The organism is Nonomuraea sp. NPDC051941, assembly GCF_044593615.1.
Map to the genome: position 1 here is coordinate 177,617 of NZ_JBIUCF010000011.1, position 17,176 is coordinate 194,792.

Annotated in this window: 13 protein-coding genes and 1 pseudogene; 5 read left to right on the forward strand and 9 right to left on the reverse strand. The window is 68.9% G+C overall.

What is annotated here, in order from left to right:
• Nucleotides 1-53: 53 nt before the first annotated feature.
• The 3 genes and pseudogenes from ACIHFD_RS20485 to ACIHFD_RS20495 form a co-directional block, all read right to left on the reverse strand.
• The gene (locus ACIHFD_RS20485) at nt 54-500 is read right to left on the reverse strand and encodes a PTS glucose transporter subunit IIA (protein WP_397368261.1); all 447 of its coding nucleotides are present in this window, start codon (nt 498-500) and stop codon (nt 54-56) included.
• A 10-nt stretch (nt 501-510) separates the two neighbouring features.
• Nucleotides 511-750 (reverse strand): annotated as a pseudogene (locus ACIHFD_RS20490) (glucose PTS transporter subunit EIIB); the annotation flags it as partial.
• Between the two features lie 32 nt (nt 751-782).
• Nucleotides 783-1,817: an SIS domain-containing protein gene (locus tag ACIHFD_RS20495; protein ID WP_350728419.1), complete on the reverse strand. Its 1,035-nt coding sequence runs from the start codon at nt 1,815-1,817 to the stop codon at nt 783-785.
• A 125-nt stretch (nt 1,818-1,942) separates the two neighbouring features.
• Between ACIHFD_RS20495 and ACIHFD_RS20500 the strand changes: the two genes are divergently transcribed.
• The 3 genes from ACIHFD_RS20500 (at nt 1,943) to ACIHFD_RS20510 (ending at nt 5,090) form a co-directional block, all read left to right on the forward strand.
• On the forward strand, nt 1,943-2,683 hold the full coding sequence (locus ACIHFD_RS20500) for a GntR family transcriptional regulator (protein WP_350728418.1): 741 nt from the start codon (nt 1,943-1,945) through the stop codon (nt 2,681-2,683).
• Between the two features lie 28 nt (nt 2,684-2,711).
• Nucleotides 2,712-4,025, forward strand: coding sequence for a PTS transporter subunit EIIC (locus tag ACIHFD_RS20505; RefSeq protein ID WP_397368262.1), 1,314 nt, complete (start codon nt 2,712-2,714; stop codon nt 4,023-4,025).
• 612 nt (nt 4,026-4,637) lie between these two features.
• Nucleotides 4,638-5,090 (forward strand): Rv3235 family protein, encoded by a 453-nt coding sequence (locus ACIHFD_RS20510; RefSeq protein WP_397368263.1) that lies wholly within the window; start codon nt 4,638-4,640, stop codon nt 5,088-5,090.
• 66 nt (nt 5,091-5,156) lie between these two features.
• Here the strand turns inward: ACIHFD_RS20510 and secA are convergent, their stop codons facing one another.
• Nucleotides 5,157-7,946, reverse strand: a complete 2,790-nt coding sequence (gene secA / locus ACIHFD_RS20515) for a preprotein translocase subunit SecA (protein ID WP_397368264.1) — start codon at nt 7,944-7,946, stop codon at nt 5,157-5,159.
• A gap of 223 nt (nt 7,947-8,169) precedes the next feature.
• Here secA and ACIHFD_RS20520 point away from each other — a divergent pair, with 223 nt between their 5' ends.
• Nucleotides 8,170-8,430, forward strand: a complete 261-nt coding sequence (locus tag ACIHFD_RS20520; RefSeq protein WP_397368265.1) for an HGxxPAAW family protein — start codon at nt 8,170-8,172, stop codon at nt 8,428-8,430.
• An 876-nt stretch (nt 8,431-9,306) separates the two neighbouring features.
• Nucleotides 9,307-10,506, forward strand: a complete 1,200-nt coding sequence (locus ACIHFD_RS20525; protein ID WP_397368266.1) for a winged helix-turn-helix domain-containing protein — start codon at nt 9,307-9,309, stop codon at nt 10,504-10,506.
• Nucleotides 10,507-10,784: 278 nt separating this feature from the next.
• On the opposite strand, the gene ACIHFD_RS20530 is transcribed toward ACIHFD_RS20525, so the two are convergent.
• The 5 genes from ACIHFD_RS20530 to mtrB all read right to left on the reverse strand — a co-directional run bounded on the left by ACIHFD_RS20530 (nt 10,785) and on the right by mtrB (nt 17,166).
• Entirely contained in the window at nt 10,785-11,483 is a 699-nt protein-coding gene (locus tag ACIHFD_RS20530; protein WP_397368267.1) for a response regulator, read from the reverse strand.
• Nucleotides 11,484-11,655: 172 nt separating this feature from the next.
• On the reverse strand, nt 11,656-12,312 hold the full coding sequence (gene hpf, locus ACIHFD_RS20535) for a ribosome hibernation-promoting factor, HPF/YfiA family (protein ID WP_350728411.1): 657 nt from the start codon (nt 12,310-12,312) through the stop codon (nt 11,656-11,658).
• A 628-nt stretch (nt 12,313-12,940) separates the two neighbouring features.
• The gene (locus ACIHFD_RS20540) at nt 12,941-13,624 is read right to left on the reverse strand and encodes a ComF family protein (RefSeq protein WP_397368268.1); all 684 of its coding nucleotides are present in this window, start codon (nt 13,622-13,624) and stop codon (nt 12,941-12,943) included.
• A gap of 76 nt (nt 13,625-13,700) precedes the next feature.
• Nucleotides 13,701-15,455 (reverse strand): LpqB family beta-propeller domain-containing protein, encoded by a 1,755-nt coding sequence (locus tag ACIHFD_RS20545; RefSeq protein WP_397368269.1) that lies wholly within the window; start codon nt 15,453-15,455, stop codon nt 13,701-13,703.
• Nucleotides 15,442-17,166: an MtrAB system histidine kinase MtrB gene (gene mtrB, locus ACIHFD_RS20550; protein WP_397368270.1), complete on the reverse strand. Its 1,725-nt coding sequence runs from the start codon at nt 17,164-17,166 to the stop codon at nt 15,442-15,444. Before mtrB ends, ACIHFD_RS20545 begins: the two co-directional genes overlap by 14 nt.
• Nucleotides 17,167-17,176: the final 10 nt, after the last annotated feature.

Sequence of the window (17,176 nt, forward strand, 5' to 3'; positions counted from 1 at the left end):
GTGCGATAGCGCGTGTACATTCTGCCGTCTCGGCGAACACGCTCGCTCCGGAGCTATTCCCATCGGAAGAGCTCGTCCCCCGCGTGAACCGCCCCCTCCGCGACCTCGGTCACGGACCCGGAGAGGGCGTCGAGCGCGACGACCGGGCAGACCGGCGAGCGGCCGCCCGCCTCGATGACCGCCGGGTCCCAGGCCACGACGGGCTGACCGGCGCTCACGCGGTCGCCCTCGGCGGCCAGGAGCTCGAACCCCTGGCCTTTGAGCTGGACCGTGTCGATGCCCAGGTGCACCAGGACGCCTCTGCCGTCGTCTCCGACGATGACGTACGCGTGCGGATGCAGTTTCATGATTTTTCCAGCAATGGGGGCTACGGCCTTGCCCGGCCCGCGCAGCGGGTCGATCGCGGCCCCCGGCCCGACCAGCCCCGCGGAGAACACCGGGTCGGGCACGGCGGCCAACCCCACAGCTGCCCCCTCAACCGGGGCGAGAACAGTCGTCATGGTCTCGCCCTTAGCCGATGATGTCCTCGATGTCGCTGGCGATGGTGTCCGCCTCCGGCCCGACGACGACCTGGACCACGTTCCCCGCGGCCATCACGCCGTGCGCGCCCGCCGCCCTGAGGGCGGCCTGATCGACCTTGGACGCGTCGTGCACCTCCGTGCGCAACCGGGTGATGCAGGGCTCGATCTCGATGATGTTGTCGGCCCCGCCCAAACCGGCGATGATCGCGTTCGCGTCAGCCGCCATCCGGCCCTCCCTAGAGCTCTTGTGACCAGGCTATTTCAGTCGGTCTGGGTGACCTTGTTCAGCCCGCGCGGCGCGTCGGGGTCGATGCCGAGCCTGCGGGCCAGCGCCTCGGTGAGCAGCTGACCGGGCACGATCAACCCCATTGGAGCCACCCACTCGGGCAGGTCGGGGCCGTTCAGCGCGGCGGTGCCCGCCCGTGCGAGCGCGTCGCCGCCACCGATCGTGTACGCCGCCGCGCCCGCGGCCACCACCCGCTCGGCCAGCGCGACCGTACCGGACAGGGTCGGGCTGTTCTCGGCGGCGACCAGCAGCGCGGGCGTGTCGGCGTCGACCACGGCGATGGGGCCGTGCAGCAGGTCGGCGTAGGACAGGCCCATGGCGTGCAGGTAGCAGGCCTCCTTGAGCTTCAGCGCCGTCTCCAGGGCCGTCGAGAACGCCAGCCCGCGCCCGGACACGACCACGCCCGGCTTGTCCAGCAGGCCCTCGACCACGGCCTCCAGGTCGCCCGGCTCGGTGATCAGCTTCTCCACCGCCTCGGGCACCCGCCGCAGGTCCTCCGCGTCAACATCGGCGCCCAGGCCCAGCGCGAGCACCGCCAGGGCCGCGAGCTGCGTCGTGTACGTCTTGGTCGCGGGAACGGCCTTCTCCTCGCCGGCGACCGTGCACAGGGCCACGTCGGCGGCCTGCGCGAGGGGGCTCTGCTCGCCGCCGTTCGTGATGCCGACGGTCCTGGCCCCGCAGTCCTTGGCCCAGGCCAGCGTCTCGACGATCTCCTCGGTGCGCCCCGACTGCGAGATCGCGACGGCCAGCACCCCGTCCAGGTCCAGCTTGCGCTTGTACGTCGTGGCGATCGAGGGCGCGGCCAGCGCGGCCAGGCGGCCCGCGTGTGATTCGACCAGGTATCGCCCATAAACTGCAGCATTGTCAGAGGTACCGCGCGCGATGAACAGCAGCTGGCGAGTCTGCTCGCCCACTGCTCTCACCTCGTCGACCCTCGGCAGCAGGGAGTCCAGGGTGGCCCGCAGCGCGGCCGGCTGCTCGGCGATCTCGCTGCGCATCTTCGTGGTCATCTCGGGCTCTTTCCTTGATCGACTGCGACGCGGACTTGACCGTCTTTCGCGACATGTGGTCTAGTCCGGACTAGACCAGTACGAACCATAACCCATTGCCAAGGTCGCGATCGAGGGGAGGATCCGTGGCGCACATCGATCCGGACAGCCCGGTGCCCAAGTATTTCCAGCTCCGCGAGATCCTGTTGGACCTCATCGACAGCGACGAGCTGAGCATCGGGGCGGCCATCCCGTCCGAGCGCGAGCTCTGCCAGCGCTTCGGCCTGTCCAGGATGACCGTACGGCAGGCCGTCGACCACCTCGTGTCCGAGGGTCGCCTGCACCGGGTGCCGGGCAAGGGGACGTTCGTCGCCCGGCCCAAGATCGAGCTGGCGCTGCAGCTGACGTCGTTCACCGACGACATGAGGGCGCGGGGCATGATCCCGGGCTCGCGCGACCTCGATCGCCGGATCGTGCGGGCCAGCGCGCACCTCGCCAAGGAGCTGGGGATCCAGCCGGGCGAGGAGGTGCACTTCATCGAGCGGCTGCGGATGGCCGACGGGGAGCCGCTGTCCATCGAACGGGCGCACATCCCGGTCAAGCTCGCCCCCGACCTGGGTTCCCACGACTTGTCGGATAAATCACTTTATGAGCTGCTGGAGAGCCGCTACGGCCTGGTCATGGACGCCGGCGAGCTCACCATCGACGGCGGCATCGCCGACCCGAGCGACGCGGACCTGCTGAAGCTCCCGCGCGGCGGCGCCGTACTGCTGCTGCAGCGCAGGTCGTTCGCCGGCGGCGTCTGTGCGGAGCTGGGCGTGTCCACGTATCGTGCGGATCGCTACCAGTTGCGCACCATCCTGGAAATGCCCGTAAGACGGGGCTGAGGCCTCACCCGGCTCGGAGGAACGCCCGGTGAACGAGACCACCGCCGCCCGGCCTTCGCCGTTCGCTCGCGTGATGACCGTGCTCCAGCGGCTGGGCCGCTCCCTCATGCTGCCCATCGCCGCCCTGCCCGCCGCCGCCCTGCTGCTGCGCTTCGGCCAGCCCGACATGCTCGGCTCCAACGGCGCCGAGCCGGGCGGCCTGGCGGACGTGGCCGGGTTCGCCTGGATGAACCAGGTCGCCGAGGTGCTGGCCGCGGCCGGCGCGGCGCTGTTCGAGAACCTGCCGTTGCTGTTCGCCGTGGGAGTGGCGATCGGCTTCGCCCGCAAGGCCGACGGCTCCACCGCCCTGGCCGCCGTGGTCGGCTACCTGGTCTTCGACCGGGTGACCAAGGTGATGTTCTTCGGCTCCGACATCCGCGACACCGTCCTCATCAAGGAGGCCCAGGCCCAGGGCATCAAGGAGATCATCAACTACGGCATGCAGAACCCGACCAAGGTCCTCGGCGGCATCGTCATGGGCCTGGTCGCCGCCCTCCTCTGGCAGCGCTTCCACCGCATCAAGCTGCCGTCCTGGCTGGCCTTCTTCGGCGGTCGCCGATTCGTCCCCATCATCACCTCCATCGTGGCCCTGCTCATCGGCGTGGTCTTCGGCTGGCTCTGGCCGGTGATCGGCGAGTGGATCCGCCACGCCGGCGAGGCCCTGGCCGCCATCGGCCCGATCGGCACCGGCATCTACGGCCTCATCAACCGCCTGCTCATCCCCCTCGGCCTGCACCACTTCGTCAACTCCGTCGTCTGGTACGTGGTGCCGCAGTGCGAGGTGGGCGGCCGGGTGCTGGGCGGGGACTGGAACTGCTACTTCGGCGGCGCCCCGCACGCCGGCCAGTTCATGGCCGGCTTCTTCCCCATCATGATGTTCGCCCTGCCCGCCGCCGCCCTCGCCATGTGGCGCGCCGCCCCACCCCACCGCCGCGCCACGGTGGGCGGCATCATGCTCTCGGCCGCCCTGGCGTCGTTCGTCACGGGGATCACGGAGCCGATCGAGTTCGCCTTCATCTTCGTGGCCCCCCTGCTCCTGGTAGTGCACGCCATCCTGACCGGCCTGGCCATGGCCCTGACCACGTTGATCGGCGGACAACTGGGATTCGGCTTCTCCGCCGGCCTGCTCGACATGCTCCTGAACGCCAGCAAGTCGAACACCCAGAATTTGCCCGGGATCCTGATCTTGGGGGTGATTTACGGCGTCGTCTACTACGCCGTCTTCACCTTCCTCATCCGCAAACTCAACATCCTCACACCGGGCCGCGAACCTGAACCCGACCTCGACTCAGGCGAAACCTAACCTCCCACCACACCCCCGCCCCAAGCCGCTCCACCCACCCACAGAGACGCCCCACGGCCGCGCCCGGCGCCCAACCAACGGCGGGAACACGACACCCACCACAGCCCCGCTCGGGCGCCATAGACGGGACGCCCACGCAGCCCCACGACCACCGCGCCACGGACGACACGCCCTCCCAGCCCCCGGCCACCGCCCGGCCAAACGCCCCGCGAGCGAGCCCCACGAGCCCCAGGCCACCCCGCCGCAGCGCCACACCGCCGCCCCACGTGCCTCGCCCCGCCCAGCCCTCCAAAGCGCCGCGTCAGCGAGACGCCCCACGGCCGCGCCCAGCGCCAACCAACGGCGGGAGCCCACTCGCGCGCCCGAAAAAGGGACGACCACCATCCCACTACGCGCATGCCCAAAAGGGTTTGGGGCGCCCGCAACCAAGCCAATCACGTCCGGAATAGCCACCCACCCCCACCCCAAGGGGATCCAACTTCCAAAAATCTTCTCCATCAAAGACGGACAAACCCAGTCACCCCCAGGAGAAGTTGGCGGCATTTGTATTCCTAGCCCAGACCGAAAACTCCTTATAACGATTCTTTCTTCGTCCAAGAATTTGGAGGATGCGTGTCAACAACCCCCCGCATCGGCGTCACCCCCACCCCCGAACCCCCCTACGACGAAGAGCAGCCGACATCGGAAATCGCACCCCCGGAAATCCACGGCACCCTGGCCCTCGACCCGCACCCCCTCGTATGGGGTCCGCCCGGGTCCATCCCCGATGAGCGCAAGCTGCGCCACCTCGGCCAGGCGCTGGCAGAGGTGCTCGCGGGCCGCCGCCCGCCGGAGACCGTGGCCGACAAGCTCACAGCTCGCGCCTACCGAGAGCTGGTCCAGGCAGGCAAGATGATCAAGACCAGCCGCCCCCCGTTCGCCGGCAGCGTGCACGTCAAGGAGCCCAGGGACGGCGCCGTGGAGATGTGCATGCTGGTGCACTGTGGCGACCGCAACCGCGTCCTGGCGATACGTCTCGAACGGAGAGGCGTCCAATGGCTCTGCACCGACTTTGAAACAGCATAAAAAGGCGCAGAAAAGACGCAGAAAAAGAGAGACCCCCACACGAGGTGGGGGTCTCAAAAAGAAGCGTCAGGCGGCGTTCTTGGGATCGCCGTGGCAGCGCTTGTACTTCTTGCCCGACCCGCACGGGCAGGGCGCGTTGCGCTCCACGTTTCCGTACGCGGCCCGCTCCGCCGAAGTGGTGCGGACGCGGGTGTGCTCGACCTCGCCCTGCTCGCCGGGCGCGGAGTATTCGAGCTCGGCCGGGCGCTCAGGCCCGCGCAGCCCGCGCGCGATGATCGAGCGGGTCTCCGCGATGGCCGCGTCCTCCTCCTCGACGATCGGGTTTTCCTGCACCTCCACCTCGAGGTTGAACAGGAACCCGACCGAGTCCTCCTTGATGCCCTCGAGCATCGCGGCGAACATCTCGAAGCCCTCGCGGGCGTACTCGATCTTGGGGTCCTTCTGCGCGTAGGCCCGCATGCCGATGCCCTCGCGCAGGTAGTCCATCTCGTACAGGTGCTCGCGCCACTTCCGGTCGAGGACCGAGAGGATCACGCGGCGCTCCAGGTCGCGCGTGGTCTCGGGGCCGAACTCCTCCTCGCGCCTGGCGTACGCCTCGAGCGCGTCGGCCTTGACCTTCTCGGAGATGAACTCGGCGGACAGCTCTTCGCGAGAGCCGGCCTCCTCGACGAGGTCCTCGATCTTGATCGAGATCGGGTAAAGCTCCCCGAACGCCTTCCACAGCTTGTCGAGGTCCCACTCCTCGGCGAAGCCCTCGGACGTGGCGCCCTGCACGTAGCCGTCGATCACCTCGCCGACGAAGCCGCGCACCTGCTCGTGCAGGTCGGCGCCCTCCAGCACGCGGTGGCGCTCGGCGTAGATGACCTTGCGCTGGCGGTCCATGACCTCGTCGTACTTCAGAACTTCCTTGCGGATCTCGAAGTTCTGCTGCTCGACCTGGTGCTGGGCGGAGGCGATGGCCTTGGAGACGATGCCCGACTCGATCGGCTGGTCGTCGGGGATCTGCAGCCTGGTCATGATCATCTCGACCCTGGCCGAGTTGAACAGGCGCATGAGGTCGTCGCCGAGCGACAGGTAGAACCGCGACTCACCGGGGTCGCCCTGACGGCCGGAGCGGCCGCGGAGCTGGTTGTCGATGCGGCGCGACTCGTGGCGCTCGGTGCCGAGAACGTAGAGGCCGCCGAGCGAGGTGACCTCGTCGTGCTCGGCCTTGACCGCCGCCCTGGCCTTCTCCAGCGCCTCGGGGTAGGCCTTCTCGTACTCCTCCGGCGTCTCGACCGGGTCGAGGCCGCGCTGGCGCAGCTCGAGGTCGGCGCGGAACTCGGAGTTGCCGCCGAGCATGATGTCGGTGCCTCGACCGGCCATGTTGGTGGCGACGGTGACCGCGCCCTTGCGCCCGGCCTCGGCGATGATCGACGCCTCACGCGCGTGGTTCTTCGCGTTGAGCACCTCGTGCTGCACGCCGCGGCGCTTGAGCGCCTTGGACAGCCGCTCGGACTTCTCCACCGAGGTCGTGCCGACGAGCACCGGCTGGCCGGCCTCGTAGCGCTCCTTGATGTCCTGGACCACCGCGTCGAACTTGGCGTCCTCGGTCTTGTAGACCACGTCCGCCTGGTCCTTGCGGACCATCGGCCGGTTGGTCGGGATCGGGACGACACCCAGCTTGTACGTCTGGTGGAACTCGTTGGCCTCGGTCGCGGCCGTACCGGTCATTCCGCTCAGCTTGGTGTAGAGGCGGAAGTAGTTCTGCAGGGTGACCGTGGCGAGAGTCTGGTTCTCGTCCTTGATCTTCACGCTCTCTTTGGCCTCGATGGCCTGGTGCATGCCCTCGTTGTAGCGGCGCCCGTGCAGGATGCGGCCGGTGAACTCGTCGACGATCAGGACCTCGCCGTCGGCGACGATGTAGTCCTTGTCCTTCTTGAACAGCTCCTTGGCCTTGAGCGCGTTGTTCAGGAAGCCGACGAGGTGGGTGTGCTCGGGCTTGTAGAGGTTGTCGATGCCGAGCCAGTCCTCGACCTTCTCGACACCGGCCTCCAGGATGCCGACCGTGCGCTTCTTCTCGTCGACGATGTAGTCGCCGGTGCTCTCCTCGCCCGGGTTCTTCGCCTCCACGCCCCTGCGCAGGCGGGGCACGATCTTGGCGAACTCCTGGTACCACTTGCCCGACTGCTCGCCGGGGCCGGAGATGATCAGCGGCGTACGGGCCTCGTCGATCAGGATGGAGTCGACCTCGTCGACGATCGCGAAGTTGTGGCCGCGCTGTGCGCACTCCTCGAGCGACCACGCCATGTTGTCGCGCAGGTAGTCGAAGCCGAACTCGTTGTTGGTGCCGTACGTGATGTCGGCCTCGTACTGCTTGCGCCGCTCGTCGGGCTGCTGGTTGGCGATGATGCAGCCGACCTCGAGGCCGAGGAACCGGTGGATGCGGCCCATGGTCTCGGCGTCACGCTTGGCCAGGTAGTCGTTGACCGTGATGACGTGGACGCCCTTGCCGGAGATGGCGTTGAGGTACGCCGGAAGCGTACAGGTGAGGGTCTTGCCCTCACCTGTCTTCATCTCCGAGATGTTGCCCAGATGGAGGTTGGCGCCGCCCATGATCTGCACGTCGTAGGGCCGCTGGCCGAGCACGCGGCGGGCCGCCTCGCGCACGGTCGCGAACGCCTCGGGAAGCAGATCGTCGAGCGTTTCACCGTCTGCATGGCGCTGCTTGAACTCATCCGTCAGCGCACGCAACTCCGCGTCGGACAGGCTCGTGAAGTCGTCCTCGATGGAGTTGACCTGGTCTGCGATCCGCTTGAGCTTGCGCAGGATCTTACCTTCGCCGGCACGTAGGATCTTGTCGAGAATGGCTGCCACTTTATGTAAAGCTCCTCGCAGGTCTACCCCGGCGGCGCCGCCAGGAGGAGAGGCCGAGACAAACTTCCCCGTTGCCATCGTAGGCGGTTCCGCAACCAGACACAGCCACCGTGACGACGAGGGCGCAACACCCATCTGGGAGAATGGGTCAAGGCAGAGGGTATGCCGGTTGAGAGCCGGCTCGCACCAATAAGCGCGATAACCGGCAAAGGAAGGATTAATCATGGTTGAGGGGAAGAAGTCGGGGCATACGGAGAATCTCGGCAGCCACGCCGGGCGCGCGTCATCGTGGCTGGCGGTGACGGTGATGCTGGTGGGCACGGTGGTGGCCGGCTTCGGCCTCACGGCCGCCAACTGGACGCTCGTCTGGATCGGCGCCGGAGTGTTCGTCGTGGGCGGCGTCCTGGCCCTTGTCTTCGATATCTTCACCGACGTCGTGATCGACGCGCCCCGCGTGGGTATGCACGCTGAAGATCACCGCTGACGCACGCTTCACCGGGCGGGCACCCACCCACGGGTGCCCCGCCGGCTCCCGTCTCCCACGCTCTGTGCGCCGCCGGTGACCGGTTCTCCCACACCGGCCGCGAGCACCTCGATGGCGCCGACCGTGGCCTTTCGTAATAGACGAGCACAATCCCCGTAACGACGAGCCCGTCGCGCGTGTCGGGCGGGGATGAGGGGTTGCGTACGCGGCGTACGAGCCACAGGGCCGGACGTACGGCGCTGGAGGCCTTGGGGCCTGCTACGGGCGCCGTCGCCTACCGCCCAGCCGTCCTCAGATGGCATCGGCGGGCACAGTCGGTATCGGCGGGCAAGACGGCTGGCGTTGACGGCGGGCAGACCTGACGCGGTGACGCGGTAACGCCAACCGGACGCGGCGGCGCAGACCAGACGCGGTGGCGCCGACGGTCGAGGACCGGGCGATATTGACGAGCGGCCCGCCGGGCGAGGATGGCGTCAGTGGCGGCGAGCCGGGGGCGCCTGGCGTGGGCTGGCGGTAGTCCGGGCAGTAGCTGGCGGCAGTCCGGACGTTGGCCGGCGGCGGGCCAGGTGTGGGCGGTGCCAGCTAGCGGGCGATGGGCGACCTTCACTGCCGACGAGCGCGGGTGACGTCGACAAGGCGTCAGGCGGGCGCAGGACACATCGGCGCGACACATCGGCGCGGGACACATCGGCGCGGGAGGCATCAGCGCGGGAGGCATCGGCGGGGGCGGTCGGTGTTGGTGGGGCCGGTGGCGTTGGCGGTGGGTAGACCGGGCGCGGATGGCGGGTGGTGTGCCCAAGGGTGGGGCGGGCGGGGATGTTTTGTCGGTGGCCGTCGCTACATTGCTCGCATGCATCGCCATACGCAATCGCAGCCATGACCGGCACCATCGACCTGACCCTCGACGAGGCGCGCCGGATCATCCTCCGCTCACAGGGCATGATCGGCGCCGACGCGCGCAAGGGCGGGGCGCACGCGATGCTGCGCAGGCTGGGCGCCGTGCAGCTCGACACGATCTCAGTGCTCGCCCGCTCCCACGAACTGGTCGCCTACGCCCGCCTGGGCGCTGTGGGACGGGCCAGCATCGAACGGGCCTACTGGCACAACCCCGCCCAGAGCTTCGAATACTGGTGCCACGCCGCCTGCATCCTGCCCGTCGAGCACTGGCCCCTCTACTCGTTCCGGCGCCGGGCGTACCGTAAGCGGCGCTACCGCTGGCACGAGGTCCCCGACGGGGTGGACAAGCTGCTCGAGCAGGTACGCGAGCAGGGCCCGCTGACGACCTCGGACGTCGGCGGGGCCAAGAACGGCGGCCCGTGGTGGGACTGGTCCGACTCCAAGATCGGCCTGGAGTGGCTGCTCGACATCGGCGAGCTGGTCTGCAGCCGCCGTGTCGGCTGGCGGCGCGTCTACGACCTGGCGGAGCGCGTGGTCCCAGCGGAGCTCCTGGCCGACGACCTCTCCGACGAGGAGTGCGTCGTACGCCTGGCCGCCGTGGCGGGCCGGTCCCTGGGCGTGGCCAACAGGACCGACCTCATCGACTTCCTGCGCCTGAAGGGCGAGTACGCCGCCATGCTCGACGAGGCCCTGCGCAGCGGCGCGGCGGGCCTGGTCCCCTTGACGGTCTCGGGCTGGCCGGGCAAGAAGGGCTCCCCCAACGCCTGGGCGGACCCGGCGGCGCTGGAGTCCGAGCCGCGCGGGCGCCATCGCACGACGCTGCTGTCGCCGTTCGACTCCCTCATCTGGCACCGCGGCCGCACCGAGCGCGTCTTCGGCTTCCAGTACACGCTCGAGCTGTACGTCCCCAAGCACAAGCGGGTCCACGGCTACTTCACGATGCCCGTGCTGGCGGGCGGCCGGCTGATCGGCCGCGTCGACCCGGCCCGTGAGGGCAGCACGCTGGTGATCCGGCAGCTCCACCTGGAGCCGGGCCTGTCACCCGCCAGGTGGGCCGACGCCCTGGCGGACGCCCTGTGGTCTGCGGCGGAGTGGGTGGGCTGCGATTCCGTACGGGTCGAGCACGCCGATCCGCCCGAGCTCGTCCCGATCCTGAACGCCGCCGCCACCGCCCGATAGCACCCCAGCACGACGGCGCCAGACGGGCGGCGCGGGTAGCGAGCGCGGGTAGCTGCCTATCTCCAGGCTGCCCAGATGGGGGCGGGAGTGAGACGGCTTGCGGGCGGCGATGGCTGTGCCTGTCCTTTGACCGCCCGGCTGGGAACGGGGGCGGCACGGCCGCCGGGGCGTGGGGACTGGCTGTCCCTGACAGGGGGATCCGGCTTCGCGGGTGGCGATGGTTGCCTGCCCCTGAGCCGTCCAGGTGAGAGCCGGGGTGAGGCTCCCCGCATGGACGGCTAGGTGATCTCCAGCATGCGTTCCCGCACCGCGTACACCACGGCCTCCATCCTCGAGTGCAGTTGCAGCTTGTCGAGGATGTTGCGTACGTGGTTCTTCACGGTGTTCTCGGAGATGAACAGCTGCTTGGCGATCTCGCGGTTGTTCATCCCCTTGGCCACCAGCCGCAGGACCTCCATCTCGCGATCGGTCAGGCGGGGGACGGGGAGCTGGGGAGGGCGCTCGGACTCCTTGCGGCTCATGTTCTGGAATTCGCTGATGAGCTTGGCGGCCATCGCCGGGTTGATTAAGGACTGGCCCTCGTGCACGCCGCGCACCGCGGCCGGCACGTCGTTGATCTGGACGTCCTTGAGCAGATAGCCGGTGGCGCCTGCCTTGATGGCCTCGAAGAGGTCTTCTTCCTCGTCGCTCACCGTCAGCATGATGACGCGCGTGCTCGGGACCGAGGCCTTGATGCCCTTCGTGGCCTCGATCCCGTCCTGCCGTGGCATACGCACGTCCATGAGCGCGATGTCGGGCATGAGGCGGTTGGCCAACTCGACCGCCTCCTGCCCGTCGCTCGCTTCGCCGACCACCTCGATGTCGGGCTCAGCGGCCAGCGCGAGAGCCAGGCTCCGCCGGATCAGCTCGTGATCGTCAACGATCAACACGCGGATCGGCTCGGTCGCTGAGGTACGGACCTCGCCAGACTCGGTCACGAGGCCTCCTTGATCCGCCTCGCGACAGCCTTCGCTTCGCTTCGCTCGCTCATCTGAACCTGACTGAGCTCGCTCACGTCTCCTCCTCGTCGGGGGGCCAGAGCCGTTGAACCGCAATGATGGCACGGGAGCCACGGTTCTCGGGTGGTCGAGAAGATCTTTTAGCGCGCGATCATGGCTCTACGAGCCGCAACACGCCGTAGTTGTAGCCGCGTCTGTTGTAGACCACGCACGGCTGGCCGCTCTCCTTGTCACGGAACAGGTAGAAGTCGTGCCCGACCAGCTCCATCTCGAGGAGGGCCTGGTCGATGGTCATGGGTTCCGCTTTGTGGAACTTCTCTCGGACGACGAGCGGCCCTTCGCCGTCCATCTCGATCGGGACGATGTCGTCGTAGCGCTGGTCGCGCTGAACCTGCTCGTCCTCTTCGGCCTCGGCGGGGGCGGTGGCCTCCCGCGGGGTCAGGTCCGCGACGTCGGGGAGTGCCGCGGTGATCTCCGCCACAGAGGGCGGGCAGTGGTTGCCGTGGTGGACCTTGCGCCGGTCGGCCAGCCGCCTGAGGCGGCCTTCCAGCTTGTCGAGGGCCATGTCGAGGGCTGCGAATCGGTCGTCGGCCGAGGCTTCGGCGCGGATGGCCGGTCCTCGAGAGTGAATGGTGAGCTCGACGCGCTCGCGCTGGTCAGCGAGGCGCGGATTGCGTTCTTTCGACACCTCCACATCGACTCGGATGAGTTTGTTGTCCAGACGTTCGATCCTGGCCAGCTTGGTCGTCACTTGGTCACGGAACCGATCACTCACACCTGTGTGCCGGCCCTTGACGATGATGTCCATGCAACAGCCCCCCTTCGGTCTAGCGACTGAGCAAGAGCGCCCGACGACGTGCCTGTCGGACGGGGTCTGCTGTCTGCCTTTCTGTCACCGTTACCCTCTTCCGACTCTGCGTCACCGGGAACTCGGTTGGCACCCGTCCGGCCGACCTGGTCTTCGACCCCACATCCGCCTGCTGAGGGTTTCGCAGCTCTGTTGCCACTACTGCCCTTCTCTTCTGGCGAGGGACATCTGGACCCTCGGGAAGGCAGGACTTACCCCTAAGCCGCACCGTGATCGGTCGACAAAGAGTCGCCTTACGTGGACCGTTTTGCCTGCGGCTGGCATCGGCTAGCAGAGCCGGGGACCCCGACCCTGCGCAACCACGGACCCGAACGGGTGCCATGTCAGAACGCTATCCGCATCCTGCGCGAATGTCAGCCGGAGGATCGGCCAAAGGATCACGTACCGTGATTTTCCCGAGGTCCTCATGCTCTCCCAAATGCCCTATTTAACCGGTCGGCAACCCTTATGAGGATGGAGCTCCCGCCCACTGAGCAGCCCTGCCGCCCCCTTGGGGGAAGTGACATGTGGCCTCGTGGTGAGGATAGCGATGTGGATCTTTCTTTACTCACCGTAACCGTAATCCTTTTCAAGATCTTCGGCGTGTCGCGGCCACGGTCGCGGCCAGCGGCACTCGCACCCCCGCCGAGCTCAGCGCCCTGGCGGCCTCCACGAGGGTGGCCCCGGTCGTGACGATGTCGTCCAGGAGCACCGCACAGGCCGCTGGAGGGCCTTTCGCGGCCCGCCGTACCTGGAGTGACCCCGCGAGGTTGGAGCTCCTCTCGGCGGAACTCAGCCCCGCCTGGTCGGCCACCCGCCGCGCCTGGCCCAGCGCCGGCCAGGCCTCGGCCCGCAGGCCCCACGCCCGCAGCCGGCCCGCGGCCAGCACCGCCAGCCGCCCGACCGGGTCGTGGCCCCGGTGCCGGCGTGTCCGCCGCGCGCTCGGCACCGGCACCACCGCGAACCGCCCGCCGGCCCAGGGTGCCTTCGCGCCGTTGACCGCCGTCACGACGGTGAACGCCACGGCCTCCGCCAGCACCTCCGCCAACGCCACCGCGCCCCGCTCCTTGTACGCCACGACCGCCCTGCGCACCGCGCCCTCGTACGGTGCCGCCGACCAGCAGTCGGGCAGGCCGTCCGGCGCGGGCTCGGGCAACCGCCTGGCGGGCGCGCCGACGAGCTCGGCCTGACAGCCGGCGCACCACCGCGCCCCTCCGGCGGCGCACCCGGCGCAGGACTGCGGGAGGACAAGGTCGAGCACGGTGGTCAGCACGCGTGCCAGGATGCCGCCCGCGACCGACAATTTCCGTCCGGGCCGACGAGCGGCCGGCCCAGGGAGAGACGAGCGGCTAACCCAGGGGGAAGAGCGGCGTGCTGGCGCCGGATTCGATCTTGGTGGTCCAGGACTGCCGGTCCTGGCCGAGCTCCATGATCTGGTTGCCCTTGGCCGTCTTCGCCTCCGCCAGCACGCGGTCGTTCACCGCGGCCACCGCCGCGAGCGGCTCCTTCAGCGGCACTCCCTCGATCTCCCCGTCCCCCACGTTGATCTCGTTGAGCACCTGCCCCGCCTGGCCCTCCACCAGCACCAGCAGGTGCTCGTCATCCTCCCAGGCCACGTCGAGGATCTTGTTTCCCCCCTCGGTGGTGGTCAGGGCCTGGAAGTTGCCCAGCATCATCCCCGCCGCCCCGCCCGTGAGCGCGCCGATCTGGACCGTGTTCTGACCGGTGGTGACCGCCACCCGCACGCCGTCCCTGGCGATCCTGAGCCGGGTGACGTCCAGCCCGGTCAGCTTGGGCGCGGAGATCCGCTGGGGTCCCTTCCCGCTGAGCGGGTCGTACCGGAGCAGGGCGGAGTTCGTCTGGTCGTAGGTCCATAGTGACCCGTCGCGGTGCCACGTGGGCGGGGTCAGGGTGCCCTGGATGACCTCCTGCCAGCGCCCCGACTGCGTCAGCGCCGCCACCGAGATGCCGGTGGAGGTCTGGGCGGCGACGTACCCGCCGTCCTTGGACAGGGCGAAGCCGTGGAAGCCGTCGCGCTCCTGCCCCGCCGGACCCGGCACGCTGCCCGCGGGCCCGTCCTTGCTCATGTAGTGGACCGCGCCCTTGCTGATGTAGTACGCGGCGTCGCTGGTGGCGTCCAGCCAGTCGTCGTCGGAGTCGGGCCGGTCGATGGAGTAGGACTCCCCGTTCACCTGGATCTCGATGACGCGGCCCTTGGCGATCTCGTTCTTGTTCAGGCTGTACCTGATCTGGGCCCGCAGGGAGTCCTCGGCGCCCAGGTCAAGGGTGTCGAGGGGGCCGGAGAGGTTGATCACCACGCGGTCCTCGCCGGACCTGATCGACTCGACCTTGGTGTCGAGCGGGAAGCTCGTCGTCACCGCCCCCTGCAGGGCCGAGGTGGGGCTCTTGAGCAGGCGCTGCAGGATGGTCTGCGCGTACGTCTCCGTCGGCTTCAGCCGCAGGCGCACGCGGTCCACGACCAGCGTGTTCGGGCTGTTGCCGTTCAGGTAGTAGAGGTTCGTGGCCCGGTACGCGCGGCTCACGTCGGAGTCGGTGAGCAGCAGCCCGTTGGGCAGGCTCTTGACCAGGTAACCGCCGCCTTCGGCCTTCACCAGCTCGAAGGAGTCCACCCAGGGACCGGCGGTGGGGGCGTACGAGTCGTCCTCCTTGATGCGCGCCACCCACCGGCCCTTGACCGTGACCTTCTCCACCGGCTCCGTCGCCTCGCGCTCGGTGGGAGGCACGATCTCGAACGCGTCGTCGACCACCGTCACCGGCCCCGAGGCGCTCCACTTCGCCCGCGCCTCCTGGGTCAGGTACTGGGGCAGGATGGTCGGGTCGTCGGCGTAGGCCGCCATGGCCGCCTGCAGACCCCTGATCGTCTGCTCCTCGTTCCAGGTCTTGTCGGGCGGGAAGGCGATCATGCGGTGGAACGGCTTGCTCAGCGGGTCGCCGCTGCCGGCCTCGTTGACGGTGAGGGGACCGGTCACGGGGATCACGGTGCAGCCGGAGCCCGCGCAGACCACCGCGACCCCGATCACGAACACCGCGCCGAGCCGCCCCACCCGCTCACGCCGCCCGGTCACCCGTCTAGTCGTCGTCATGGTCGGCCCCATCCGCCGAGGCCGGCAGCAGCACCGGCGTCATGGCCGTACGCCACGTACGCCGCATCTCGATCTCCGGCGGCACCAGCGACAGCGGCGAGCCCTTCAGATCGGCCCCGGCCGTCCTCGGCAGTGTCAGCCTGAACTGCGAGCCCTCCCCCGGCTGTCCCCAGGCCTGCAGCCAGCCGCCGTGCAGCGTGGCGTCCTCGCGCGAGATCGCCAGCCCCAGCCCGGTGCCGCCGATCGTCCGCGCCCGCGACGGGTCGGCCCGCCAGAACCGGTCGAACACCATCGTGTCCTCGCCGCCCTTCAGCCCGATCCCGTGGTCGCGCACGGCCACCGCGACCGCGTCCCGGTCGGCGCCGACGGTGACCACGATGTCCCTGCCCTCGCCGTGCTCGATGGCGTTGAACAGCAGGTTGCGCAAAATCCGCTCGACCCTGCGGTTGTCGATCTCGGCCATGCACGGCTCGTTCGGCAGCCGGAGCTCGAAGCGGGTCGTGTGCCGCTCGGCCAGCGCCTCGGAGTCGGCGATGGCCCGCAGCACCACGTCGCGCACGTCCACGGGGTCGAGGTCGAGCGTCGCGGCGCCGGCGTCGTAGCGGCTGATCTCCAGCAGGTCTGCCAGCATCGACTCGAACCGTTCGAGCTGGGCCTGCATGAGCTCCGCCGAGCGGGAGGCCATCGGGTCGAAGTCCTCGCGGGCGTCGTAGAGCAGGTCGGCGGCCATGCGCACGGTCGTCAGCGGCGTGCGCAGCTCGTGGGAGACGTCGGAGACGAACTGCCGCTGGACCTGCGAGAGCTCCTCCAGCTGGTGGATCTTCAGCGCCAGGTTGGCGGCCATCTCGTTGAACGAGTTCGCCAGGCGGGCCAGGTCGTCCTCGCCGCGAACCTTGAGCCGTTCGTCCAGTTTGCCGGAGGCCAGGCGCTCGGCGGCCTGGCGCGCCAGCCGCACGGGAGTGACGACCTGGCGGGCGACCAGGTACGCGATGGCGGCGAGCAGCAGCACGAGCCCGAGGCCGACCACGACGATGGCCAGCCGGACGTTGGACAGCAGCTCCTCTTCGTCCGTGAACGGGAAGAAGTGGTAGACCTCGTAGTTCTGGCCGCTGGAGGGCACGTGCACGGTGCCGCCGACCACGTACGTGAGCCGGGGCTGGCTCTCGCCGGCGAACTTGATCTTCTCGATGGACCCGACGGTCTTCTTCTGCACGTTGTGCCGCAGGCTCTCCGGCACGTTGGACGGCACGACGCCCCCGGACGCCCGCGACTGGCCGGGGATCGCCTGGTTGAGTATCAGCACGTCGTAGCGCTTCTTGGAGCCGTTCTCACCCGATCCGGTGACGATGTCCATGACGTCGTCGAGCGGGTTGGCCGAGCCCTTCTTGCCGCTGTCGGCGGGCTTGGTCGGGTCGTCGGTCTCGGGCGCCAGCGCGTCGGCGATCTGGAGGCGGTCGGCGAAGGCCTCGCTGGCGGAGGAGCGCTGGCTGCTCTGCACGACCGACCGGTTGATCTGCTCGGACAGGAACGTGCCCAGCACGACCACCACGATCACGGAGATCACCAGCGTGCTGGTGACCACCTGGAGCTGGAGCGAGCGCCGCCACACGCTCCGTGTCCTGCCTGCCGCACGGCGCACCCGCCGGCGAACGCCGCCCAGAATCTGGCGGAATGTCCGTCGGCGGAAACGCTTCTTCTTCGCCGGGGGCACGGCAGGTCGG